Consider the following 24806-nt stretch of genomic DNA (forward strand, 5'->3'; position numbering starts at 1 on the left):
TTACAAATGGTGGCTTAACACCGAATATTGTTCCAGATACAGCAAATGTCTATTATTTCCTCCGTGGCGAAAATCGTGACGCCGTCAAAGATATAGAACGCAGACTGATTAAAGTGGCAACAGGGGCAGCGATGATGACAGAAACAGAGGTGCATGGGGGGCTGAAGGCAGGGTGTTACGATACATTACCAAATCTTACATTAAATGAGCAAATGTTGGCGCAGTGGAATGAGCTACCGCCATTATCCTTTACAGAGGACGAGCTTACTTTTGCAAAGTCGCTTCAAGCTTCATTAGATCCTTCTGTTCTGGCGGGTACTGCACAACAGTCTTTTGTCCCACAGGAAATTAATAGTAGTGGGATATTGTTAGAGCAGGTATTTCATATACCACAAACTTTTCGCCAATCAATGCAAGGTTCTAGTGATTTAGGAGACGTTTCATGGATTGCGCCACTCGGTCAGGTATTTACGACTTGTGCTCCATATGGCGTCCAAGTGCATATTTGGCAAGCAACTGCTGCCTTTGGATCTTCGCTTGGCATGAAAGGGTATGCATTATGCGGCAAAGGCGATGGCAGGGGCTGCGCTTATTCTTTACTAAATCCGGCTGTTATTGAAAAAGCGAAGGAGGAATTTGAGAATTTAAAAGCTGGGAAACATTATGAATGCGGTATTCCAGAAGAAGTAAAAGCGCCAAATCGCTTTAAACCAAGTCTTAGGATGGGGGGATAAATCTCACTATTTTGATGCATGAAAAAGCGAATGCCCCAAACGCCTACCCTGAAACTGACTAGCCAAGACATACACACAATCCGAGGGGGCTAGTCAGTAAATCGGTGGGAAGGGTAGGGGGATTAACCATTTAAAGGCCTCACCAAAAAATTGAGCCAAAAGAAAAAGCACCTTAAAAAGTTAGAGGCATGTCTAACTTTTTAGGTGTGAAAATGAAGCTTTTATTCATGGCGCGTAGAATCAGTGTTGAGTAATTTGGAGAAAATATCACGTAATGTTTGTACTTCCTCAGCTGAGAGCATACCAAACATATTGTTGATAATTTCGCTAACTTGTTGACGAGATTCTTCTAAAATATCTTCGCCATCCGTTGTAATTTTCAATTGAGAAGCTCGCCGATCTGTCGCATGCTGTGTTTTTTCAATAAAGCCAGCATTAATAAGCTTACTTGTTAAAACAGTGACACCACCTGTCGTCACTTTTAACCGATCAGCAATGGCAGAAGGGCGCTTTGGTCCCTCCTGCGATAAGAAGTCTAAAATTAAAATATGGGATTTTGAAAAGCCGAGTACATTATGATTATTCCACTCGTTTGCCCACTTACGCTCAATAGAAGAAACCACTTCAAACAATGAGGTAATGGCTCTTTGTTTTTCTTGATCCATATAAGGTCATCTCCAAAACTGTTTTAACTTTCTTGTGCCAATCTTGTCATTGCATTTAATTCATAAGCACGTACTTTGCGTGGAATAAAACGACGGATGTCCATCTCATTGTACCCAACTTGAATACGTTTTTCATCAATTAAGATAGGGCTACGTAGCATTCTTGGATGTGCTTGGATTATTGCATACAACTCTTGAATAGAGAGCTGATCAATATCAATATTTAGATTTTTAAAATCGTTTGAGTTAGTTGCAATAATTTCGTCTGTTCCATCTTCTGTCATGCTTAAAATTTCTTTAAATTCAGCAAGTGTAAGTGGATGTGAAGTTATACGTTTTTCTTTATATTCGATATTGTGATCTTTTAACCATTTTAATGCTTTTCTGGATGAAGAACAGCTCGCTTGTGAATAAATTGTAACTGTCATTCTTCATTCCCCGCTTTCTTTTTTAGGATTATATTTTATATATATCTTATTAGTAAGTTTAATAGGTTATACATATATCTTACTAGTAAGCTACTTATAAATCAATAGTTATTTGAAAAAAATTCAAATAGAAATGATATTTTTTCAACTACACTAAAATATACGCATAAAAGAGCGAAAAGTTTCGCAATTTCAGCTTACAATGATGTAAGTTTACTCAATATTAATAATAGATGCTCATGGAATAAGGAGAGCTGTCCTAATCTGATTTAAATGTGATTATTGTTAATCCACTGATTATTAATATGATTGAATGCAGGTTTTTATGCATAGATAAATAAATTTTTGTTTGGAGTTTAGAGAAAGACGGTTCCCAAAAGCCTCGGGTAGGTCAGAGAAGCGCTCGGGTATGCCGGGGAACTGATCGGGTGGTCAGGAGAAGTGCTCATGTAGGCTGGGGAACTGATCGGGTAAGCGGGAGAAGTGCTCAGGTAGGCTGGGGAACTGATCGGGTAGGCCAGAGAAGTGTTCAGGTATGCCGGGGAACTGATCGGGTAGTCAGAAAAACTGCTCTGGCACCCCGAAGAACTGCTCAGGTAAGAGTCCATGTCCCACTTTCAGTCACTAAAAAGAGGGCAGCCCCCGAGTGATTCATGCATCACATCGGTAACTGCCCTCATTAATAATATTTCTAGCTTTGTTGTCCAGAAGTAAACCAGTCTTGGACATCCCAAACTTTTGTTGCTAAATCTTCATAGAAGTCAGGTTCATGGCTTACTAGTACAATTGTGCCTTTAAATTCTTTCATGGCACGCTTTAGCTCATCTTTTGCATCGACATCCAAGTGGTTTGTCGGTTCGTCAAATAGAAGCCAGTTTGCTTCTTCCATCATTAGCTTACATAAACGTACCTTTGCTTGCTCACCACCAGATAAAGAATTAAGTGGGCGAGTAATATGATCCGTTTTTAGTCCTGCGCGTGCTAATGCTGCACGTACTTGTGCTTGCTCCATAGAAGGGAAGGCATTCCAGACATCATCAATAGGTGTAATTTTTTCAGCTTTTACTTCTTGTTCGAAGTAAGATGGGTAAAGATAGTCACCGCGAATCACTTTTCCATCTAGCGGATTGATTTTACCTAGCATCGTTTTTAATAATGTTGATTTACCGACACCATTCATACCGACTAGAGCAATTTTTTCCCCACGTTCAATAGCGAATGTAAGTGGAGGAAGTAACGGCTTGTCCTTGTCGTATCCAATGACTAAGTTTTCAGCCTCTACTACATAACGACCAGAAGAACGTGCCTCTTTAAAACCAAATTCTGGCTTTACAGCTGTTTCAGGACGGTCGATACGCTCTAAGCGGTCAAGCTGCTTGGAGCGAGATTTTGCACGACCAGTAGTTGAGTAGCGCGCTTTATTCTTCGCAATAAAATCTTCTTGTTTTTTAATGAATTCCTGTTGTTTTTCATAGGCATCGATATGTTGACGTTTATTGATTTCAGCAAGCTCTAAAAACTTTTCATATGTCGCTGTATAGCGAGTCAATTTTGAAAATTCTAGTTGGAAGATAACATCCACCGTTTCATTCATAAACTCTGTATCATGCGAAATTAATAAGAAAGCGTGTGGATAGTTCTTTAAATAGTTTTTCAACCATGTAATATGCTCTTCATCAAGATAGTTCGTCGGCTCATCTAGTAACAATACTTTTGGCTTTTCAAGTAATAGCTTGGCTAGTAAAACCTTTGTACGTTGACCACCTGAAAGAGCAGCGACATCACGGTCTAAGCCGATTGCGTCAAGCCCAAGACCTCGTGCAACCTCATCAATTTTCATATCAAGCGAATAGAAATCACCTGCATCCAGAGCATCTTGCACCTCAGCCATTTGCTCTAGTAAAACTTCTAATTCTTCAGGCGTTGCTTCAGCCATTTTTCCTGTAATTTCATTGAGCTCTTCTTCTTTTTTATATAAAGGAAGGAAAGCGTCACGTAATGCATCACGCATAGTTCGGCCAGCTGTCAATACAGTATGCTGATCTAAATAACCATAATGCGTTCCTGGAAGCCATTCAACCTTCCCAGTATCGTGGATTGCTTGGCCCGTAATGATGCCCATTAATGTTGACTTACCAACACCATTTGCACCTACAAGACCAATATGATCACCTTCAACTAAACGAAAGGAGACATCTTTAAAAAGCATGCGGTCACCGAATGAATGACCTAAATTTTCAACTGTTAATATTGCCATATATGTTCCTCCAAATAAAATCAATACATTTTTGTAAAATAGTTGCCGTCTTCCTACAAAGACAGCTATGCGTTTTTAATTGCGCTAGATATTTTTAAAGCTCTGCTAATTGTTTATTTAATTCCGCTAGCTTCGCTTCCATATTCGCAAGGCGTTGCTCTGCATTTGCCACTTGGTCATTATGACCTGTCGATTCAAGTTTTTCAATGTCGCCTTGTAAATTCATATAATCCATTTTTAGCTCTTTAATTTGATATTCAATATCACTTTTTGATGGCATGATGATTGCTCCTTTATTTGTATATTTGTATAACGAATGCGTGTAAAAGCGATGGAGGTTTTTTTATCCCCCCACCGCTTATTAGTTAAAATCAATCGGGTACTTATTTGGTTTGAAATTCACTGATGCTACACCTGTAAGTAGGGGTGAAAAATTCTACTATATTGTATCATATCCACCTTCAAAGAATCACTAAGTAGAAGCGATATTGTGTCGATCGTAAGCGAAATCTAAAAGTAATGACTGTAGTGCTTCATTGTTACTTGTAAGATTGAGCTGACGTTGTTTTTTTACAGCTCGTTCACTTCGAGCCTCATGTAATAGAAATTCCATTACAGCATTTTGAATTTGTGATTGCTTCATTTTGCGACCAAGTCCAAGGTGAATAAAGCCATTCTGTTCGCGAGGGAAGGCGTGTAATAGCTCAGCCTCTGTTTGTGCAAGTGTAATACAAGGTACGCCATAAGAGGCAATTTTATAAGGTGTATAGTTAGCATTACAAATAATAACATCCGCTTTTGGCAATAGTTTTAGGAGTGCGTTTTTATCACGAAGAATGGCAGTATTACGACGACTGAGCACCATCATTTGCAAATCATCTGTTGCATGTCGATAGCTATCATCAATCATCACTGTAATTTGTAGTGGAATTTGTAGCTGCGTTAAGTGTCGAAGAGTACGGTAGGTTAAGTTATGCTCGTCCCCATCCTCAAAAGCAACAACGATATGAGGAGGGTTTTCAGGTGTTTTATTGTCTGGTCTATCATCAAAATTCTGGTAAGCTTTTGGTAATGCAAAGTTGAAGCTACCACCAATATATTGAGATGGTAAATAGTCTTTAACTTCTTGATAGAGTGCTAGCAATACGCAGTCACAGGCTTGACCACCCTCACCAAGATCATCAAAATGAATGATTGTTTTACAGAACGGTCGTAAATTTTGTACTTGCCAGCTTTCAGAGTTACGGCCATCTCTTACAATTAAATCAGGCTGAATTCCTTTCATTTGCTTTGGTAGCTCGTCGAAATGTTCAAATAAGATCGGCGAGAGATTTTCATTCATTAAAGTTTGAATCCCATCATTTGAAGGGGTTTTTACAAATATGAAAACTTTCTCATTTGCAAGAAGCTTTGCCAGCGTTGCAACCCGTTCAAAAGGATACAGCCCTTTATCAATACAGCTTTCAATAATGAAAACAATCGTTTTTTTCAGTTCCGTTGCTTGAATTTCGTTTTGCAAATGTATCCCATCCTTTCGTCTGTCTATTTAAACTATGGTGAATAATGGGCAAGTATGTGTAAAAAATTAGGATTAGATAAATTATGACATAATGTGAAATGCGGGATTCTATAAACGGGTGGCCTCTTCTAAATAGATTTTCAAAACTTACAAATTAAATGAGTAAGAGCTCCTTCATTGACCGATAAATAAAGTAGAGCTTGTGGGAAGATAAATAAGATTGTTTTAAGATGTTCGTTCCAGCGGTGTGACTACTGGAGCGAACGGAGCTTAGAAAGGGGTACGACCAATGGGAATGCGCGCAGCGATTGTTGTAGGAGCTACTGGATTAACAGGTACCTCTCTTGTAGAACAATTATGTGAAAATGATGAATATGTTTCAGTTACGGTGATTGCACGAAGAAAGCCAGCATTTACGCATCCAAAGTTAGAAGTAAAAATCCGTAATCTTGATACTTTAGAGGAAAAAGATATCGAATTTGCACATGAACTTTATTGTTGTTTAGGGACAACGATTAAAAAGGCAGGATCTCGTGAGGCATTTGAGAAAGTGGATTTTGAATATCCGCTAGCTATCGCCTCGTTAGCAAAAAAACGAGGAATCCCACATATGCTTGTCATTACAGCAATGGGGGCAAATGAAAATTCTCCAATTTACTATAATCGAGTAAAAGGAAAGCTTGAACATGATCTTATGGAGCTAGGCTTACAAAGACTTTCTATTATTCGCCCATCCTTATTAATTGGGGAGAGGGAGGAGTTTCGCTTAGGTGAAAAGGCGGGAGAGAAAGTTTTAAAGTTAGTAAAGCCATTATTAGTTGGACCATTAAAGCGTTCAAGAGCGATAGAAGCCTCCCAAGTTGCAAAGGCGATGATCGTGATCGCGCTATATGGCAATAAACAGCCTGTGACAATTTATCAATCTCAGGAATTGGCTAAGTTAGATTTTCCTGAAACACAGGATGAAGATGTTTCGCGAGAGAAATTATTTAATTGGGATAAGCACAAATTACCGAGTTCTAGCGATGAAGGAGATAAAGTAAATCAAGAAGTCGTGATTAATCGAGATAAATATAAAATAGAAGAAACCGTTGTAGATAAAGAAGTAAAATTCCAACATCGTAGGGATAGATAAAGGTTCATCATCGAGATTGGGAATTATCTTTATGTATTCAATGCAGACAAGTTGATCTTCGTTACGACTGGGCGACTTCTTGGGGACCAGCGTCACAGATGAGACCGCCTAACTTTACTGGTTGGGCGTTTTCTTTTATAGTTCTAACTATTTGAACGTCCATACATTAGGACAGTAAAGTGAATACTTGAGCAGAGTAGGAAAATACCCGCGGAAGCAAGGTGAATACCCGCGGAAGCAGGGTGAATACCCGCGGAAGCAGGGTGAATACCCGCGGAAGCAAGGCGAATACCCGCGGAAGCAAGGCGAATACCCGCGGAAGCAAGGTGAATACCCGCGGAAGCAAGGTGAATACCCGCGGAAGCAAGGCGAATACCCGCGGAAGCAAGGTGAATACCCGCGGAAGCAAGGCGAATACCCGCGGAAGCAAGGCGAATACCCGCGGAAGCAGGGTGAATACCCGCGGAAGCAGGGTGAATACCCGCGGAAGCAAGGCGAATACCCGCGGAAGCAAGGCGAATACCCGCGGAAGCAGTGAATACCCGCGGAAGCAGGGTGAATACCCGCGGAAGCAAGGCAAATACCCGCGGAAGCAAGGTGAATACCCGCGGAAGCAGGGTGAATACCTGCGGAAGCAAGACGAATACCCGCGGAAGCAGGGTGAATACCCGCGGAAGCGAGGTGAATATCCGCGGAAGCAAAGCAAATACCCGCGGAAGCAGGGTGAATACCCGCGGAAGCAAGGTGAATACCCGCAGAAGCAGTGAATACCCGCGGAAGCAAGGCGAATACCCGCGGAAGCAAGGCGAATACCCGCGGAAGCAGTGAATACCCGCGGAAGCAAGGCGAATACCCGCGGAAGCAGGGTGAATACCCGCGGAAGCAAAGCAAATACCCGCGGAAGCAAGGCGAATACCCGCGGAAGCAAGGTGAATACCCGCGGAAGCAGGGGAAATGCCGCCTGCAGCAACAAAGCGCCCAGCCGGAACGGAAATCAACCACACGTTATGAGCCAAATATTATTTTAATCAAAAGTAATCGCCATTCCAAAGTCTCTTTCTGAAGCAATATTTCTTGTGTAAACTACGTTCCGCCTAAAGACTGAATTTACGGTTTTAACCACTACAATTCTTTTCGTGCCTCTTCTCATTTGTTACAATACTATTGTAGAAGATGAAAGTGGAGGCAAAGTGAAAATGAAAATTTTACTCGTTGATGGCACAATGTTTGGTCGTAAAACAGGTGCTATTTTAGAGCAAGTGGAGCAATATGTTAAAGAATTAGATGCTAGTTTCGAATTAGAAATTATGCATTTTAGTCAATATAAGCATCAAATTGTAGACGGTTCACCATTAAACGATGATATGAAGAAAATGATTCAAAAATTTGAAGAAGCGGATGCGTATATTATCGCTACACCGATTTTCCAAGCATCAATTCCGGGCGTTTTGAAAAATGCATTTGACTTCTTGCATCCAAAAACAATGCGCTATAAACCAGTATCGATCGTAGCAAATGGTGGCACGTATCAGCACCATTTAGTAGTAGAAAATCAGTTGAAACCAATTTTAGACTACTTTCGTGCACTTGTAACTCCGAACTATGTATACACACACACATCTCATTTTGATGCAGATAATAATATTGTAGACGAAGATGTTCATAATCGTTTACGTGAATTGGCTCGTGTTTTTGTGCAGTACTGTGAAATGAGCAAAACATTGCCGAAAGAAACGATTGATCAACATTAAAATAAAGTTATCCCCTGTACCGTGGAAGGAAATCACTGTGCAGGGGATTTTTCTTTTCAAGTATTCTTTTATGATGTGATAAAATAGAACTTTAGTGAAACGGAAGGGAGGGCTGCTCATGCAGGACATCGCTATACTAGAAAAACAACGCTGTAGTCTGATTTTGACTAATAAGGCGAAGGAAGCGGTAGAGGAATGCTCAGCAAATGAGCATGCCTTTTTTGCGTTACAAAAAACATTCACCGTCTACATCGAAAAGCGCAAAGCAAAAACGCCTGGTGAAACGTTTTTATCGATTTATTTTAATGCAGAGCAAAATGAAAAGTTAACCGACGTCCTTGCAGAGAAAACAGCCATTATGGATTGCGTGCTAAAGGTTGAAGGATTGCTAGCTACAAATCTCCGTTTTGTACATATGCGAGGCCCAATCAATACAAATCGACGCCTACCAGTAGCATTACAATTCGTTACAAGACCTAATAATGGAGCAGGGATTCCGCTCGATCTTCATAAAAAAATAAGAGAGCTACCGATAGCTGAGGAGCGCACAGAATATGTGAAAAAGCGTATCTCGAGCTGGGAAGGCTATTTAAAAATTCAAGAACGTGATGCGACTATTGATGATATTCATACAGAGTTTAAGCAAAGCTATTTTAATGAAGATTTTACTAGGCTGACAATTGTCTGCCCTTATATAAAATCGAAGGAATGGAAGAAGCTTGAAGGGTTAAGTGTGAGTATTCAAGGGGTACGCGGTGAAATTGGACAAGTGTTAAAGGCTAATGCAAGGAAGCAGACAGTAGAAATTGACTTAAAACCTTTTGTGCAGGATTTATCACGTAAAGATCAGCTTAACCTTCGTTCTAAGCAAGCAAGCTTTAGTAATTTTGCGACATTGAGTCAAATTAGACGATTACGCAATGGTTTTACAAAGCTAGAAAAGGGTGAGGCGGTTAACCCCAATTTAGAGACAATACTATTTGAAAAACGCCCAACTGTTCGAACATCAAAGCTTCGAGAGGATATTGTTTTTCACAATAATTTAAACGAATATCAAAGACGGGCTGTTTTAGGAGCATTGTCTGTTGAAGATTTGTATGTGATTCAAGGACCTCCTGGCACAGGGAAAACAACCGTTATTTCTGAAATTTGTCAGCAAAATGTCAAGGCGGGCTTAAAAACACTTGTAGCTTCTCAATCAAATCTAGCAGTTGATAATGCATTAGGGCGACTTCTCTCTAATCAAGAAATTCGAATTTTACGCTATGGTAGAACCGAGAGCATTGAAGAAGAAGGTAAAAAATTTATTGAGGAAAATGTTGCGCTTCATTGGCGTGAGCAAACTCTCATAGCGATAGAAGAGGAAATCACAGCCTTTACACAACGTGAGCAAGAACTAAAATCTAGTATTATCAAAGCTGAAGAAGAGCTAGAAAAGCTTGAGGCATGGCTTGAGGAACTAACAAAAGAAATAGCAGCAAAAGAACAGGCCGCAATTGACGAGCCGATTTTACAGCAGGAAATACAAGCGTTAAAAAAAGAATTAAAGGCAGCAAAAGCTGAGCAGCAGGAGAACGAGGCACATAAAGAGCATTACGAAAAACAACTGGCGCAAATCGAGCCTACTGTAAAATCGCTTGAGCAGGCCCTTGCTGATAACCCATCAGTAGAACAGCTAAAACTTACTATAGAAGAAACTACTCAAAAGGTTGAGCAACTGGAAGCAGCTACTCAATATAAGGAGCTGCAAGAGCAAAAGCAGCATCTGGCACTGCAGTTCAAAGATTTCCAATTGAAATATGAAGAGGAAAGTAATCGTCTTCGATCAATGAAGGAAGCTGAAAAATATATCGATACTTTAACGTCCTATGAGCGAATTCAACGATTTTTACAGCACTATCACATTCGCCCATCCTATGTGCTGTCACAGCAAATTAGTCGTATACAGCATTTAGAGGATGCTAAAGATTTAGAGGCATGGGCAACCATCAATTCTCGGCTACAAAAAGCGATCGCAAAGCTTGAGGCATTGGCGTCAGATGAAGAAAAGGAACGTGCTCTTGCTAAAAGTAGATTACAGCCAGTTCAATCGTTTTCGTTGCAAAATCTAACAGGTGTTTTTGCCCAGCTCAATAAATCCTTTGAAGATGATCAAACACCATCTGCCGAGCAACTTGAGAGTTTCTTGCTCGGATTATATATGCGTCGTGATTTTGTCTGGCAAAAAGGTGTAGCTCTCAAACAACAACAAGAGCATAAAGATCAGGAATTTGAGTCATTGCGTAAAGGGATTGGAGGCTTATTACATCAAGAGTGTGCGATTACGAGCTTTGATGTTCAAAGCTTACAGCGACAATTGCAGCCATATTTACAGCATACAGAACGACTTCAGCAGTTAGCTGAGACGTTCCAAATTGATACTGAGCCAGAGGAGTCTGTAGAGCATTTAAAAATGCTTGTATCGCAATCAAAATCTTCTCTTCAAACAGCACGTCAACAGCTTGAGGCGGTTGAACAAGCTAATACACAGCTCCTACCAAAGAGAGCGGCACTTCAAACAGCGCAGACTAGCTTACAAGAAATTGAACAGCAGCTAGCACAATTAGAAGAAAGTATTAAAGAAATTAATATTGCTGGATTGAAGAAGGAGAAGCAGCTCACAGCTTACACAAACCTTCTACAATCAACACCAGAGCGTACTTCAGAGGAAGTAGAGGAAGCAATTGCATCCTCCAAAACAGCGATAGAGGAATTACAGCGCAAGGAACAGCAGCTGCCTCTTCGAAAAAAATTACAAGAGCAATGGCGTGACAAGCTACAAAACGCTACAGAATATGATTTGGATGAAATTCGTAAATTATATGTGCGTCATGCGAATGTTATCGGTACAACATGCGTCGCTTCAGCAAGTAAGGAATTTATGGAAAACTACCCGACATTTGATGTTGTCATTATCGATGAAGTATCAAAGGCAACACCACCAGAGCTACTATTACCGATGCTTAAGGGTAAAAAAGTTATTTTAGTGGGCGATCATCATCAGCTACCTCCACTACTTGGAGATGATACGTTGGAGGAAACGTTAAAGGCGATGCTAGATGAAAGTCCAAACTTTGACGGGGCGCAGGAATTAAAAAATTTACTGCGAGAATCGCTATTTGAACGCTTATTTAATAACTTGCCGCAAACTCATAAGCAAATGCTGGCATTGCAGTACCGAATGCATGAAAAAATTATGCACAGTATTACACCATTTTACGCAAAAGAGGAAAATGGCCTACAATGTGGTTTGCCAGATTCAGATGCAACACGAGACCATTGCTTAGAAGGGCAATTTGTTAAACGTGATGATCATTTGCTATGGGTCGATATTCCAACCGAAAAACCTTATTTAGAGGAGCAAGTAAAGGGCGGAACGAGTCGCTACAATGAGGGTGAATTACAAACTATTCGACGTATTTTAACCGATTTGAATACAGCTGTTATCGAAGCTAAAGCAGAGGGACGCATGCCTCAAGATGCACAAAAAAGCGTTGGGGTTATTAGCTTCTACGGGGAGCAAGTAAAGAAAATTAATCGCCTTCTGCAACAGGAATTACAGCTACCACATCTTCAATTTAGAACTGGGACAGTCGATAAGTTCCAAGGGATGGAGATGGACGTCATATTAGTCAGTATGGTTCGTAACACACCTAAAGGGGGAGACGTTGGCTTTGCAAAAGATTACCGTCGCTTAAACGTTGCCTTATCTCGTGCCCGTGAGCTATTACTACTTGTCGGAAGTGCTGAAATGTTTACCAAACGTGCGAAGCATCAAGATACACGAGAGATGTATAGCAATCTGTTAGAGACAGTGAAATCCTATAATGGCTTACGTGATCATGAAGGACAGGTGATGTAGATTGTCAAAATTACAGCAGCGCTTAATGCGTGAACTTCAGCAAAATCGAAATATTAAAATCGTTAAAACCAATGAATGGTGCATCCCGATTCGAACGGTAGAAGCGGCCTATGAGCCAGTTCGTCGTTCCACTATGGATGTCTTGATGACAATGCTGTTAATCAGCATACAGGAAGCGGATTTTGGAAGTGCACTGGAATTAAGTGAGTTATTACTAGTCGATCCGCTATTTATTGAGGATTTAGTATCATTAATGTCTCGAGTAAGTCTCATTGATAACGGGGAAGGCTTCTATAGATTAACATCTAAAGGGCAGAAACAGCTGGAACGTGGCATCTTTGAAGAGGAGCTAGATATTGAATTGGCGACCCTTTACTATAGTCCGTGTCACCTTGCATTTCTTGCTGTCGGCGAGGACAATATGGAAGAATATGATGATCTACCAGAGCTATATCGCTATGTGGACAAAGAGGCTGAGCAGCAGGAGCAATTTGAAGAGTCAATGTTAATAGAAGCGTTACAGCAAGAAGATGACGAAGAAGCTGAAGTTGGAGCCTCTCAAAAAATAATTTCAAAGATTGTTCAAACCGACGCAAAACAAATTAATGATATCCCATGCCTTGAATTTGTCCTTCACGATAAAGAGCAGGATATTGTATTTGTTCGTGTATGGAACTCGCTGTTAAATCAATGGGATCCTCACCTAGAGCAACAGCTCACAGAAAAAGAACAACTAGAGTGGCGTAAGCAATACTTATAAAACAAAAAACGAACGTGTAAAGCGTTCGTTTTTTTGTTTTGCTTTTTTAGGTGTATGTCGATAAAGCGGAAAAGTTGGGTGATAAATTATAAAAGTTAGGTGATAAATGAACAAAGTTGAGCGATAAATTCAAAAAATAGGGCGATAAAATGGAAAAAAGCCTCGATAAATTTTTAAGCTTGCATATATTAATACAAAAAAAGGAGGGGACAGATGTTTACGATTAGTTTATGTATGATTGTCAAAAATGAAGAATGTATTATTGAAAGATGCCTAGATTCCGTTCAGCATTTAGTGGATGAAATCAATATTATTGATACGGGCTCAACTGATCGTACAAAAGATATCGTCCAAAGCTATACCTCTCGAATTTTTGACTTTACATGGTGTGATGATTTTGCAAAAGCACGAAACTTTTCCTTTCAGCGAGCTACAAAAGATTTTATTTTATGGCTCGATGCAGATGATGTTATGACGACAGAACATCAGCACAAGCTCCTACAACTTAAGCAATCTCTTTATCATCCTAACGTAGATGCTGTTTTAATGGATTATTATGTAACGCTAGATGCAGATGGCTGCGTAGAAACTAGTGAAAAAAGATTTCGTCTCGTAAAACGTGCACGTAATTTTCAGTGGCAGGGTGCCGTCCATGAGTATTTAGATGTAACAGGCCAGCTCTATCATAGCGATATAGCCGTTACACATTTGCCAAGAAAAAGCGATATTTATCGCAATATTACTATTTATGAGCGTTTAAAGAAAGAAGGGCACCCATTTTCAGCTAGAGAAACTTTTCATTACGCAAATGAGCTTAAAGTTCATCAGCGATTTTTAGAAGCTATTAATCACTATCATAATTTCCTTGATTCCACAAAAGGCTCTGCCGATGATCAAATTCAAGCTTGCTTAAATTTAGCGGATTGCTACCAACAGCTACACGATTCAAAACAAGCAACCCAAGCTATTTTACAATCATTATTATATGATCGACCAAGACCAGAAATATGCTGTCGAATTGGTCATTTTTTTATGGAGCAATTGAAAAATAAAGAGGCTATTTATTGGTATTCACAAGCGTTACAGCAATCTATAGAACAGACAATGGCTACTCATAAGCCCGCTTATTCCACATGGCTTCCACATTTACAGTTAAGTTTGTTATACAATCGTTTGCGTCTCTATGAAAATGCACATCAGCATAATGAGGCAGCACGTAAATTTAAGCCAAATGATCAGCGCATACTAGACAACCGAAAATACTTGTTAACTCAGTTAAAGAAGTAAGCCCGTCATGGGAAGGGAACATCAATAAAATTAATATATATACCGTAACCAATTAACATCGATACAAAAACAACAATTGTCATAAAAATCACATTCCGAGGTCTGAAAGTTCGAGCATCCATTCATTCATCCCCTTTCGATTTTGTGAACATTCTGTTAACTCAACATATGTTTTAAGAGTTTGAGTATGCAGTTCATCGTCAACATTTTTTTGAAGCATAGAAAAAGAGCAAATTCACGCTAATTTTGAGTTTGCTCTTTAAATTAATCATTTTACCCGATCAGTCCTCAGACAATGACTATGATTGACACTAAGTAGATGGCTCTAAAACATTTGCTGCCCCGAACTTATGGTATATTAGACAGTACATAGTTAGTAAAGGAGTACGAATATATGGTTAAAATTGTAGTTATAGCTGAAAAACCTTCAGTTGCACGTGATATAGCAAATGTATTGAAATGTAATAAAAAAGGGAACGGATTTTTAGAAGGTGACAAATATATAGTTACTTGGGCATTAGGGCATTTAGTGACATTAGCTGATCCAGAAGCCTACGATAATAAATATAAAACATGGAATTTAGAAGACCTTCCAATGTTGCCAGAGCGCATGAAACTTGTGGTTATGAAGCAAACAGGCAAACAGTTTAACGCAGTGAAATCACAGTTAACACGTAATGATGTCAATGAAATCATTGTGGCTACTGATGCTGGGCGTGAAGGTGAATTAGTTGCTCGATGGATTATAGAAAAGGCAAATGTGAAAAAGCCAATTAAACGTTTATGGATTTCATCTGTCACAGATAAAGCCATCAAAGAAGGATTTGCTAATTTAAAACCGGGTAAAAACTACGAAAATTTATATGCTGCTGCTGTCGCTCGTTCTGAGGCAGACTGGTATATCGGATTAAATGCGACACGTGCTTTAACAACAAGATTTAATGCACAGCTGAACTGTGGCCGTGTTCAAACCCCAACTGTTGCAATGATTGCTGCACGCGAAGATGAAATTAAAAACTTCAACCCGCAAACGTACTACGGTATTGAAGCGCAAACAGATTCGTTAAAGCTTACTTGGCAAGACGCAAACGGTAATTCACGTAGCTTTAATAAAGAAAAAATCGACGTTATTGTCAAAGCATTAGGCAATCAAGATGCAAAGATTGCTTCAATTGACCGCAAGCCTAAAAAATCATTTGCCCCAGGTCTTTATGATTTAACAGAATTACAACGAGATGCCAATAAATTGTTTGGCTATTCTGCAAAAGAAACATTAAATATTATGCAAAAGCTATATGAATCTCATAAAGTGCTGACATACCCTCGTACGGATTCACGTTATTTATCATCTGATATTGTGGGCACATTACCTGAGCGTCTAAAAGCATGTGGCATTGGCGAATATCGTACATTAACGAATAAAATTTTAACTAAGCCGATTAAAGCAAGTAAATCATTTGTAGATGACAGTAAAGTATCCGATCACCATGCCATTATTCCAACTGAAGGCTATGTGAACTTATCGGCATTCAATGATAAAGAGCGTAAAATTTATGATTTAGTAGTAAAACGATTTTTAGCTGTATTATTCCCAGCACAAGAATATGAGCAATTAACAGTACAAGCTCAAATCGGTAATGAGAAATTTATTGCCAAAGGGAAAACCGTAACAAATGCTGGTTGGAAAGAAGTATATCAAAATCGTTTTGATGATGAAGAATCAACGGATGATGTCAAAGAGCAACTGCTTCCTCGTTTAGAACAAGGACAAGTGTTAAAAACAAAGCTAATTGCCCAAACATCTGGTCAAACAAAGCCACCAGCACGTTTTACAGAGGCGACATTACTATCTGCTATGGAAAATCCTACGAAGTATATGGAAACGAACGACAAGAAACTTGTAGATACGTTGAAATCAACAGGCGGGTTAGGAACAGTTGCAACACGAGCAGATATTATCGAAAAGCTATTTAATTCATTCTTAATCGAAAAACGTGGCGGCAAAGACATTTATATTACTTCAAAAGGTCGTCAATTGCTGGACTTAGTGCCTGAAGAATTACGTTCCCCTACGACAACAGCTGAGTGGGAGCAAAAGCTTGAGCTAATTTCAAAAGGTAAGTTGAAAAAAGACGTGTTCATCAATGAAATGAAAAAGCACACGAAAGAAATAGTTGCTGAAATTAAAGCAAGTGATAAAAAATATAAGCATGACAATATCTCAACAAAATCTTGTCCTGATTGTGGCAAGCCAATGCTTGAAGTCAACGGTAAAAAAGGCAAAATGCTTGTCTGCCAAGATCGTGATTGTGGTCATCGCAAAAACGTATCACGTGTTACCAACGCAAGATGCCCACAATGTAAGAAAAAGCTAGAACTACGTGGTGAAGGTGATGGCCAAATCTTCGTATGTAAATGTGGTTATCGCGAAAAGTTATCTGCATTTGAAGCCCGTCGTAAAAAAGAAGGTGGTGGCAAAGTAGATAAGCGCAGTGTACAAAAATACATGAAGCAGCAAGAAAAAGAAGCTGAACCGATTAATAATGCGTTTGCGGATTTGTTAAAAGGGATGAAGTTTGATTAAAATTTTGAGGGATTAGTTTTTCAGATGGGATTAACCTCCTCATAGTATGATGAAACAAATTTATACACGAGAAAAGGAAATATGTATTTCTTTTCCTCGTGGTCTTATTTTATTGATTTCCGAAATAGTTCTCTATTTTCTTTCTATTTCTGTAGTAATGCATAAAGATGATTACGTTAGTTTTTGTAAGTACTATAAATTTCCTAATGGAATTTATATTTATTTTTATGAAGAAACCACTTTAAATGGTGGTAATTTAAACAAAGAGTTAAGGAAGATTGAAAACAAAAAACATAATAAAAAGAAGGGGTAATAATTGAAATACGTTATAGCCGGCTTGATATTAATGGTTTTTTTAGTGTTTTATAACCAATCTTTAAAAGAGATCTTAAATACAATTAAAATAGGTAAAATCAAAAAAACAATTAATTCTCAGTATATAATAAATTTATTGAGTATAATATTAGCAGTTCTTTCTTTAGCTTTAACTCTAGACGATTCTCTAAAAATAAAGATAACCGAGGCTTCATCTGATTATATAATTATAATAATCGTTGGTTTTCTAATAACTTTAATTATGCTCTTAAATCATCTTAATGGAAAAAATGATAGAATTTTTGCACTTAAGGAAGATCTGAAATCGGACACAAAAGAACTTTGGAAAAGTTATAGCGATCTAGATAAGTTTTATAAAGAACAAAATTCTCAGAAATTCATGGAAAGTTTTGTGAAAAATAATTCTAATCTTATTTCAATTCAACGTTACGTGTATAGTACTTATATTAACGGTAATGGAATTATTATTAATATTCAGGGTAAAAATAGCTTTATACGAGAAAGTGCAGATTTAAATACAGTTGCTCAAGGCTATTATTTATTTAATACAGAGGATGTCCAGCGATTGCTTAAGGCATATGCGTTAAGTCAACAAAGTGTACATACTAAAAATTTAAAAGACGATGATTACAATTATGTAGAAAATTTATTCTTTCAATGGACTGAAGAACTATATGATAAACAAATTAGTGAATATACTGATGAAGATGCTATGAAATATCAATTACTTCTAATCCTAAAAGAATTACTGGAGATTGGTTTATCTATGTCTCCACCACTTCCATTTTCGGAGGAACAATTACATCAAATTAATCGAAGAAAATCAGGTATTGAAATAGCGACGTTTTTATTAAGAGATTATATAGATATACAATCTAAGAGAGTCTATTTTGAATATAAAGGTTTTTCAGACTCAAAAAAGAATAGGTTATATTCTAATGTACAGGTCATTAATCCTAATGGGGAAAAATCAGTGTTTGTCTTAGCTCATCATGGAGATTCTAACCTTGACGAACGAAGTAGATTTCAAAAAGTTGAAAACGATACTGATAAATTCATTGAATTGGTTAAAAATGAATTTAATTTTATGAATAACTAAAGAAATGCATGTTATAATAAATAAGGAGGTGTTAGATATGACTATTGAACCTAAAAAAGCTTTAACAATTGAAGATGTCCAAAGACAACGTAGAGAAGCTTTTGCTAAAAGGTATGAAGAAAAATTTGGGAAAAGTATTCAAGCGTCTACTAACAAACAAGATACTCCTCAACGTGGATTTGCTTTAAACTATTATGGAATTGAATCAAACTGGCTTTAATATTTGTCTTATATTGCTCATGTGCATTGTCGCATGAGCATTTTTTGTGTGCCTTGAAAACCCCCTGCTATGCTAGGGGGGCCGGAAAGCTTTTAGCTCTGGACAATAAAAGAACTCAAGTCAGGTCTGGCCAACCATTGAAAAAATGTAAGAAGATGAACGGTTATTTTTTGTATGCTTAAGTCGAGAAAGAAAAATTTGTTCCTTTTAATATGTCTAAGCAGTATGAGATAAACGGGAGATTTGGACCATTTTTAAAAAATCAAAATCACTCTATATATTGGGGTAGATTGGAATTTGAGAATTTATATGTAAAAAAGATAGATTTTAAAAAAACTGAAATACACTGTGCATTTCAGTTTTTTTATGTGCATTGTATAACATTGATGTCTGTTTTTATAGAGATAGTTGCTTGTTATAAACGTTGAAATAAATATGTACAAAAATGCTTGTTTAACCAAGTACGTTTTTGATTTCTTTTGTATATTACAACTTTACAGGGAGTGGCGAGCATGATAGCCTTGAACGGTTAGCCAGCCCTTGATATAGCTGGGTTCTAGGCTATCGAATCATGCGAGTAGAGGCTCCGTGTCAAGTTGTAATTATTCACGCACTTGTATAGAAACTTAGTAAATCAGTGAAAGTGTACATGATTAGACAAGCAAAAATGTACATTATTATTTTGACATTTACACTTGTATATAAAAAATGATGAAAGATATTTTGTTGTTAGAGAACCGATATTTTTTGGATATTTATTTTCGATATTTAAAAGTCTTAAATTCACATAAACAGAAATTTCAGAAAATATATTGAATTGTGAAAAAAACTGTGCTACTGTATGTAACATGAAAATGAAGTTTAAACTTCAAAAAATAAAATAAAAAGGATGCACTTCTTTGGTGGAAAATCAAACAATTCAACAAGTCATTCAAAATAAATATCAGGAGCTTTCAAAAAGTCAGCAAAGGGTAGCGATCTTTATCCTCAAAAATTTGCAGACTGTCGGTGTTCATTCAGCTGCATATGTAGGGGAAAAAGCCGGTGTGAGTGAAACGACGGTCATCCGCTTTTGTTACGCAATAGGATTATCAGGTTACGCTGAGTTGCAGCGTGAGGTAACGATGCACTTATTCAATGAAGGACATACTAGTAGCTTGCAAAATTATTTGCAATCGAAGCAGGCACTTTTTGAAACGCCACGTTTTTATGAAAAAACGATGGAAAAGGATGCATCGAGTATTTTAAACGTTGCTAAGAGCATTAACGAAGAAGATTTTAATCGTGCTGCCATCCTGCTACATACGAAGAAAAAAATCTATATTGCTGGGAATGGCTCCTCCCATTTAGCGGCACAATGGCTGTATTTTACGTTAAATATGTTACGTCCTAACGTTGTGCTTTTAGATTTTGAAACTAGTGAAATCATTAGAGCTTTACAAGAAATCGATGAGGATAGTGTGGTCATTATTTTATCGTTTCATCGTTATTTTAAAGAGCCGATTCAATTTGCAGCTGAGATTCAGGAAAAAAATTGCGAGATTATTGGTATTACAGATTCTAAAATTGCACCAATCACGCAATATGCGACGATTACCTTTGTGAATGAACAACAAGAAATGTCTACAATTGATGCTATGCCGGCTCTCATCTCATTTTTAAATACATTAATTGCGGGTATGACGGCACAAGATCACGACTATTATGAAAATCAGCGCGTAAAATATGATGATTTCCAAAATAGCTTTTTAGCAAATCGATGGAGTTGAATAAAATGAACGAAGCTTTACAAAATTTACAGCCGAGATTGGCGGAGATTTTTACACATTTACATGAGCATCCAGAAATTAGCTGGCAGGAGAAGAAGACAACGCAGTACATCGCAGATCTATTGAAGGAGGCGCAGATGAAGCCTCAGCTTTTCGAAGATATGACTGGACTGTATGTAGATATTGGGAAAGGGACACCGAGAGTTGGATTTCGTACGGATATAGATGCACTGTGGCAGGAAGTAGATGGTGAATTTAAGGCTAATCATTCCTGCGGTCATGATGGACACATGACGATGGCCATTGGGACGGCACTAGTGTTAAAGGATATGGAGAATTTACTTCCTGGTGCGGTACGTATTCTTTTCCAGCCTGCTGAAGAAAAGGCACAGGGCGCTTGCGCATTCGTTGAGAAGGGGCTTATTGATAATCTAGAATACTTATTTGGTGTCCATGTTCGTCCGTTAAAAGAATTACAGGACGGAACGTATGCCCCGGCATTGTATCACGGTGCAGCAAAGCTTTTTACTGGGACAATTATAGGGGAAGAGGCACATGGTGCACGACCAGAACTCGGTATTAATGCTATTGAGGTAGGGGCAGCGATTGTCGAAGGTCTACAAAAAATTTGGACGGACCCGAATGTCTCAGCGTCGGTCAAAATGACGCAATTTAATGCAGGAGGTACCTCCACGAATATTATTCCTGGGAAAGCAACATTTAGCATTGATGCAAGGGCGCAAACAAATGAAGTAATGCAAGCTATCACAAAAGGCATTGAACGCGTGAAGGCATCGATAGAAGCAATGTATGGTGCAAAAATCACCTTAAATGTAGATGCGCATATTGTTGCAGCATTAGTTAATGATGAGGCATTACAGCATATGAATACAGCTATTATTGAAGTGGTTGGTGAAAAGGCATGTGCTTTACCAGTCGTCACTCCGGGAGGAGAGGATTTTCATTTTTATACGTATGAGCGTCCTAATCTTAAAGCAACAATGCTGGGCTTAGGTTGTGGTGTAACACCCGGATTACATCATCCGAAAATGACGTTTAATCGAGAGCGGCTTATTACAGGTGTGAACATTATCACGAGAGCTATTTTACGAGCTTTATAAAGTGAAACTTCATTTTACTGGCCGTTAATACGGAATAAAGAACAGAAAGAAGTGATAGCAATGATTGACGTAAGGGAAATAAAGACAATCGAACAGCTTGAGCAAGTTCAACAATTGGAATATAACGTCTGGGGCATGCCTCCTATACCAATTCATCAAACTTTAACAGCTGTGAAAAATGGAGGTGTTGTTGTCGGTGCCTATGATGGTGATCAATTAGTTGGTTTTAGCTATGGCTTTTCGGGTTTTCGAGAGGGTAAAAGCTATTTATGCTCCCATATGTTGGGGATAGATGAGAATTACCGCTCTCAAGGAATAGGCGAAAAATTAAAATATGCCCAGCAAGCAATTGCTATTGAGCGAGGCTATGATTTAATGGTGTGGACCTTTGATCCGCTTGAAACGCGTAATGGTTTTCTAAATCTGTCCAAATTAAATGGTATTTGTTATACGTATATAGAAAATTGCTACGGTGAAATGCAGGATGGCTTAAATAAGGGACTGCCTTCAGATCGTTTTGAGGTGAGCTGGCATATAACTTCTAATTACGTAGGCAAGAAGGTTTCAATAGATGCAACGAATGTCATACCAGTGGCAAGCTATGTACTAAATGAGCAAGGTTTTCCACGCTTAGAATTGACGGAAAATTTAAAATATAATGAGGATTTCTATACATTGCCTGTACCAAAGGATTTTCAAGTATTGAAGGCGCAAGATCCGGCATTAGCGTTGGACTGGCGTTTCAAAACGCGACATATATTACAACGATTATTTGCACAAGGTTATGCGGCAGTTCAATTGCAGCAGCGAGAAAATTACAACGAGTATGTTCTAGCAAAATTAGAAACTTTAGGTCTGGGAGGAGCAAACTAATATGAAAATTACAGAAATTACAATTCGACATGTAAAGATGAAATTAAAAGAACCATTTACGACTAGCTTTGGCACATTTGATGATAAAGATTTTTTAGTTTTAGAGGCAAAGGATGAATCAGGAACTATTGGTTGGGGAGAATCTGTTGCGTTCCACTCTCCATGGTACAACGAGGAAACGCTTCAAACGAATTGGCATATGCTAGAAGATTTCTTAATTCCTCTTATATTAAATAAAGAGATTCATCATCCAGATGAAGTGAATGAGCTATTTCAACCAATTCGCAAAAATAATATGGCGAAATCAACGATTGAAGGTGCTATTTGGGATATTTATGCCCAACAGACAAATCAATCACTCGCAGCTGCACTCGGTGGCAAAAAGGACAAAATTGAAGTAGGTATCAGTATCGGTATCCAAAAATCAATCGAGGACTTAGTAGCGTTAGTAGATGGTTTTGTTAAAGAGGGCTATAAACGAATGAAAATTAAAATCAAGCCGGGTTGGGATGTAGAAGTAATGCGTACATTACGTGAAACGTTCCCTGATGTGGCGTTTATGGCGGATGCGAACTCAGCTTATCGTCTTACAGATGCCGAAACGCTCAAGCAACTGGATGCTTTTCATTTAACAATGATTGAGCAACCATTAGCGTCAGACGACATTATTGACCATGCAGCATTGCAAAAATTAATCGATACGCCAATTTGCTTGGACGAAAGTATCCATTCATTAGAGGATACACGTAAAGCTGTTGAGTTAGGTAGCACTAAAATTATTAACATTAAAATCGGACGAGTTGGTGGCTTAACGGAAGCAAAGAAAATACATGATTATTGTGAAGTAAATAATATTCCAGTTTGGTGTGGAGGCATGTTGGAGTCTGGTATTGGTCGTGCACATAATGTGGCATTAACTACATTATCGAATTTTATTTTACCTGGAGATACAGCAGGCTCAAGCCGTTATTGGGAAAAGGATATCATTGATCCTGAAGTAGTGGTGAAGGATGGCTATATTGAAGTACCTCAAAAGGCAGGTATCGGCTATGAAGTAAATAGAGAGACGGTCGATTCATTTACAGTAGCACAGAAAACATATAAATAATGCGGGTTGAGTAGTATTAATTCAATATTGATCTTGTTTCATACAAAATGACAAGAAATTGATGATTAGTACATGAAGTAGAAGGCGGTCACTCCAACGGAGAAGCAACCGCCTGCCACTAGGGTGAAGTAGAGTTGATGAGTTTGCTCATATAAATAGATAAGTAGGTGTTCTATGAAAAAAAGTTGGCAGATAGGTGGCGCATTTGTAGGATTAATCGTTGGAGCTGGCTTTGCATCAGGACAAGAAATTATGCAATACTTTACGAGCTTTGGTCTTTACGGTATTGCAGGAGGAATTGTCGCAACAATCGCATTTGCATTTTTAGGGATGAGTCTAGCGCAATTAGGAGCAGACACACAAACGACATCACATAAAGAGGTTATATATCAAATTGGTGGGCGTTATGTAGGGGTTTTATTAGATATAGTCATTACGTTTTTCTTATTTGGTGTTGCCGTTGTTATGTTTGCTGGATCGGGGTCAACATTTGAGCAAATGTTTGGAATAAGCCCGATGATTGGCAGTATTTTTATGGTAATCATGACGATTTTAACATTGCTATTAAATGTAAAAAATATTATTAATATAATAGCTTTAGTGACACCATATTTAATGGCAATCGTTTTTATTATATTAATTTACTCCATTTTCACAATGGACTTAACAATTGCAGAACAGAATGCTTTAGCGAAAGAACAAACATCTGCAGCTTCAAATTGGATAATGGGGGCACTGCTCTATGTTTCTTATAACATAGCTGCTGGTACTGCGATGTTAATTGTTATGGGTGGAACAGTAAAAGAGCGCAAGGTTGCCGGTTTAGGCGGTTTTCTTGGCGGTTTAATGCTTGGTGTTCTAATAATACTTATTAATATTGCTTTGTTTGTTAAAATGGACGTTGTTGGTGGGGTAGCAATGCCAACATTAGAGCTAGCAAAACAAATTCATCCTGCAGTGGGTGTCTTAATGTCCATTGCTTTATTAGGCATGATGTACAATACAGCTGTAGGAATGCTTTATGCATTTACAGTACGTTTTATAGCGCCTGATCATCAATATTTTAAAATAGGCATTGTGGTCATTGGTTTAATAGGCTTTGCTGCAAGTTTAGTAGGGTTTACGACATTGGTTGGAAAAGTATATTCAACAATGGGGTATTTAGGCTTTGCATTAATCATTGCGATTATCATCTCGTGGCTACGTAAAATAACGGCAACTGCATAGGGATAACCGATATCCGTCATTATTATGAATGA

The 24806-nt window shown here is 38.3% G+C and carries 23 protein-coding genes; 18 read left to right on the forward strand and 5 right to left on the reverse strand.

From position 1 onward, the window contains the following. Positions 1-131 precede the first annotated feature (131 nt). A complete protein-coding gene (locus FJQ98_RS02525) occupies positions 132-734 on the forward strand; it encodes a zinc-binding metallopeptidase family protein (protein WP_201406612.1) in 603 nt (200 codons plus the stop codon). Between the two features lie 221 nt (positions 735-955). Here FJQ98_RS02525 and FJQ98_RS02530 read toward each other — a convergent pair whose 3' ends face one another. The 5 genes from FJQ98_RS02530 to FJQ98_RS02550 all read right to left on the reverse strand — a co-directional run bounded on the left by FJQ98_RS02530 (position 956) and on the right by FJQ98_RS02550 (position 5603). Next, the gene (locus FJQ98_RS02530; RefSeq protein WP_053597389.1) at positions 956-1399 is read right to left on the reverse strand and encodes a MarR family winged helix-turn-helix transcriptional regulator; all 444 of its coding nucleotides are present in this window, start codon (positions 1397-1399) and stop codon (positions 956-958) included. 23 nt (positions 1400-1422) lie between these two features. Then, positions 1423-1827 carry a transcriptional regulator Spx gene (gene spx / locus FJQ98_RS02535; RefSeq protein ID WP_036117523.1) on the reverse strand — a complete coding sequence of 135 codons (405 nt, stop codon included), beginning with the start codon at positions 1825-1827 and terminating at the stop codon, positions 1423-1425. A gap of 691 nt (positions 1828-2518) precedes the next feature. Next, entirely contained in the window at positions 2519-4084 is a 1566-nt protein-coding gene (locus FJQ98_RS02540) for an ABC-F family ATP-binding cassette domain-containing protein (RefSeq protein ID WP_053597391.1), read from the reverse strand. A gap of 94 nt (positions 4085-4178) precedes the next feature. Continuing rightward, on the reverse strand, positions 4179-4364 hold the full coding sequence (locus FJQ98_RS02545; protein WP_053597392.1) for an SE1832 family protein: 186 nt from the start codon (positions 4362-4364) through the stop codon (positions 4179-4181). Between the two features lie 192 nt (positions 4365-4556). After that, positions 4557-5603 carry a PseG/SpsG family protein gene (locus FJQ98_RS02550; RefSeq protein ID WP_053597393.1) on the reverse strand — a complete coding sequence of 349 codons (1047 nt, stop codon included), beginning with the start codon at positions 5601-5603 and terminating at the stop codon, positions 4557-4559. A 289-nt stretch (positions 5604-5892) separates the two neighbouring features. Between FJQ98_RS02550 and FJQ98_RS02555 the strand changes: the two genes are divergently transcribed. The 17 genes from FJQ98_RS02555 to FJQ98_RS02635 all read left to right on the forward strand — a co-directional run bounded on the left by FJQ98_RS02555 (position 5893) and on the right by FJQ98_RS02635 (position 24774). Beyond that, positions 5893-6738 (forward strand): oxidoreductase, encoded by an 846-nt coding sequence (locus FJQ98_RS02555; RefSeq protein ID WP_053597394.1) that lies wholly within the window; start codon positions 5893-5895, stop codon positions 6736-6738. Positions 6739-6925: 187 nt separating this feature from the next. Continuing rightward, complete coding sequence (locus FJQ98_RS02560) at positions 6926-7276, forward strand: hypothetical protein (protein WP_201406613.1); 351 nt, start codon at positions 6926-6928, stop codon at positions 7274-7276. After that, on the forward strand, positions 7212-7505 hold the full coding sequence (locus FJQ98_RS02565) for a hypothetical protein (RefSeq protein WP_201406614.1): 294 nt from the start codon (positions 7212-7214) through the stop codon (positions 7503-7505). Before FJQ98_RS02560 ends, FJQ98_RS02565 begins: the two co-directional genes overlap by 65 nt. Next, positions 7502-7801, forward strand: coding sequence for a hypothetical protein (locus FJQ98_RS02570; protein WP_143115093.1), 300 nt, complete (start codon positions 7502-7504; stop codon positions 7799-7801). The genes FJQ98_RS02565 and FJQ98_RS02570 overlap by 4 nt, the downstream gene beginning before the upstream one ends. Positions 7802-7934: 133 nt before the next feature. Next, the gene (locus FJQ98_RS02575; protein ID WP_053597395.1) at positions 7935-8489 is read left to right on the forward strand and encodes an NADPH-dependent FMN reductase; all 555 of its coding nucleotides are present in this window, start codon (positions 7935-7937) and stop codon (positions 8487-8489) included. A gap of 118 nt (positions 8490-8607) precedes the next feature. Further along, on the forward strand, positions 8608-12390 hold the full coding sequence (locus FJQ98_RS02580) for a DEAD/DEAH box helicase (protein WP_053597396.1): 3783 nt from the start codon (positions 8608-8610) through the stop codon (positions 12388-12390). 1 nt (position 12391) lies between these two features. Continuing rightward, positions 12392-13150 (forward strand): hypothetical protein, encoded by a 759-nt coding sequence (locus FJQ98_RS02585; RefSeq protein ID WP_053597397.1) that lies wholly within the window; start codon positions 12392-12394, stop codon positions 13148-13150. Between the two features lie 213 nt (positions 13151-13363). Beyond that, positions 13364-14437: a glycosyltransferase family 2 protein gene (locus FJQ98_RS02590; RefSeq protein WP_053597398.1), complete on the forward strand. Its 1074-nt coding sequence runs from the start codon at positions 13364-13366 to the stop codon at positions 14435-14437. Between the two features lie 394 nt (positions 14438-14831). Then, positions 14832-17021 (forward strand): DNA topoisomerase III, encoded by a 2190-nt coding sequence (locus tag FJQ98_RS02595; RefSeq protein ID WP_053597399.1) that lies wholly within the window; start codon positions 14832-14834, stop codon positions 17019-17021. Between the two features lie 46 nt (positions 17022-17067). After that, a complete protein-coding gene (locus tag FJQ98_RS02600; protein WP_053597400.1) occupies positions 17068-17334 on the forward strand; it encodes a hypothetical protein in 267 nt (88 codons plus the stop codon). A gap of 3 nt (positions 17335-17337) precedes the next feature. Continuing rightward, a complete protein-coding gene (locus FJQ98_RS02605; protein ID WP_053597401.1) occupies positions 17338-18456 on the forward strand; it encodes a hypothetical protein in 1119 nt (372 codons plus the stop codon). A gap of 37 nt (positions 18457-18493) precedes the next feature. Next, complete coding sequence (locus tag FJQ98_RS02610) at positions 18494-18676, forward strand: hypothetical protein (RefSeq protein ID WP_053597402.1); 183 nt, start codon at positions 18494-18496, stop codon at positions 18674-18676. 902 nt (positions 18677-19578) lie between these two features. After that, positions 19579-20445, forward strand: coding sequence for a MurR/RpiR family transcriptional regulator (locus FJQ98_RS02615; protein WP_053597420.1), 867 nt, complete (start codon positions 19579-19581; stop codon positions 20443-20445). 5 nt (positions 20446-20450) lie between these two features. Beyond that, a complete protein-coding gene (locus tag FJQ98_RS02620; RefSeq protein WP_053597403.1) occupies positions 20451-21566 on the forward strand; it encodes a M20 peptidase aminoacylase family protein in 1116 nt (371 codons plus the stop codon). A 60-nt stretch (positions 21567-21626) separates the two neighbouring features. Then, on the forward strand, positions 21627-22439 hold the full coding sequence (locus tag FJQ98_RS02625; RefSeq protein WP_053597404.1) for a GNAT family N-acetyltransferase: 813 nt from the start codon (positions 21627-21629) through the stop codon (positions 22437-22439). Between the two features lies 1 nt (position 22440). After that, the gene (menC, locus tag FJQ98_RS02630; protein ID WP_053597405.1) at positions 22441-23547 is read left to right on the forward strand and encodes an o-succinylbenzoate synthase; all 1107 of its coding nucleotides are present in this window, start codon (positions 22441-22443) and stop codon (positions 23545-23547) included. Positions 23548-23721: 174 nt separating this feature from the next. Beyond that, entirely contained in the window at positions 23722-24774 is a 1053-nt protein-coding gene (locus FJQ98_RS02635) for a YkvI family membrane protein (protein ID WP_053597406.1), read from the forward strand. The last annotated feature ends 32 nt before the right edge of the window (positions 24775-24806 follow it).

It is taken from the genome of Lysinibacillus agricola, assembly GCF_016638705.1.
GTDB lineage: Bacteria > Bacillota > Bacilli > Bacillales_A > Planococcaceae > Lysinibacillus > Lysinibacillus agricola.

What these genes read in the sequence shown, in the direction of transcription:
- FJQ98_RS02525 (WP_201406612.1), top strand. Translation starts at nt 132, where the DNA reads ATGATGACAGAAACAGAGGTGCATGGGGGGCTGAAGGCAGGGTGTTAC.
- FJQ98_RS02530 (WP_053597389.1), bottom strand. Translation starts at nt 1,399, where the DNA reads ATGGATCAAGAAAAACAAAGAGCCATTACCTCATTGTTTGAAGTGGTT.
- spx (WP_036117523.1), bottom strand. Translation starts at nt 1,827, where the DNA reads ATGACAGTTACAATTTATTCACAAGCGAGCTGTTCTTCATCCAGAAAA.
- FJQ98_RS02540 (WP_053597391.1), bottom strand. Translation starts at nt 4,084, where the DNA reads ATGGCAATATTAACAGTTGAAAATTTAGGTCATTCATTCGGTGACCGC.
- FJQ98_RS02545 (WP_053597392.1), bottom strand. Translation starts at nt 4,364, where the DNA reads ATGCCATCAAAAAGTGATATTGAATATCAAATTAAAGAGCTAAAAATG.
- FJQ98_RS02555 (WP_053597394.1), top strand. Translation starts at nt 5,893, where the DNA reads ATGGGAATGCGCGCAGCGATTGTTGTAGGAGCTACTGGATTAACAGGT.
- FJQ98_RS02575 (WP_053597395.1), top strand. Translation starts at nt 7,935, where the DNA reads ATGAAAATTTTACTCGTTGATGGCACAATGTTTGGTCGTAAAACAGGT.
- FJQ98_RS02580 (WP_053597396.1), top strand. Translation starts at nt 8,608, where the DNA reads ATGCAGGACATCGCTATACTAGAAAAACAACGCTGTAGTCTGATTTTG.
- FJQ98_RS02590 (WP_053597398.1), top strand. Translation starts at nt 13,364, where the DNA reads ATGTTTACGATTAGTTTATGTATGATTGTCAAAAATGAAGAATGTATT.
- FJQ98_RS02595 (WP_053597399.1), top strand. Translation starts at nt 14,832, where the DNA reads ATGGTTAAAATTGTAGTTATAGCTGAAAAACCTTCAGTTGCACGTGAT.
- FJQ98_RS02600 (WP_053597400.1), top strand. Translation starts at nt 17,068, where the DNA reads ATGATGAAACAAATTTATACACGAGAAAAGGAAATATGTATTTCTTTT.
- FJQ98_RS02610 (WP_053597402.1), top strand. Translation starts at nt 18,494, where the DNA reads ATGACTATTGAACCTAAAAAAGCTTTAACAATTGAAGATGTCCAAAGA.
- FJQ98_RS02620 (WP_053597403.1), top strand. Translation starts at nt 20,451, where the DNA reads ATGAACGAAGCTTTACAAAATTTACAGCCGAGATTGGCGGAGATTTTT.
- FJQ98_RS02625 (WP_053597404.1), top strand. Translation starts at nt 21,627, where the DNA reads ATGATTGACGTAAGGGAAATAAAGACAATCGAACAGCTTGAGCAAGTT.
- menC (WP_053597405.1), top strand. Translation starts at nt 22,441, where the DNA reads ATGAAAATTACAGAAATTACAATTCGACATGTAAAGATGAAATTAAAA.
- FJQ98_RS02635 (WP_053597406.1), top strand. Translation starts at nt 23,722, where the DNA reads ATGAAAAAAAGTTGGCAGATAGGTGGCGCATTTGTAGGATTAATCGTT.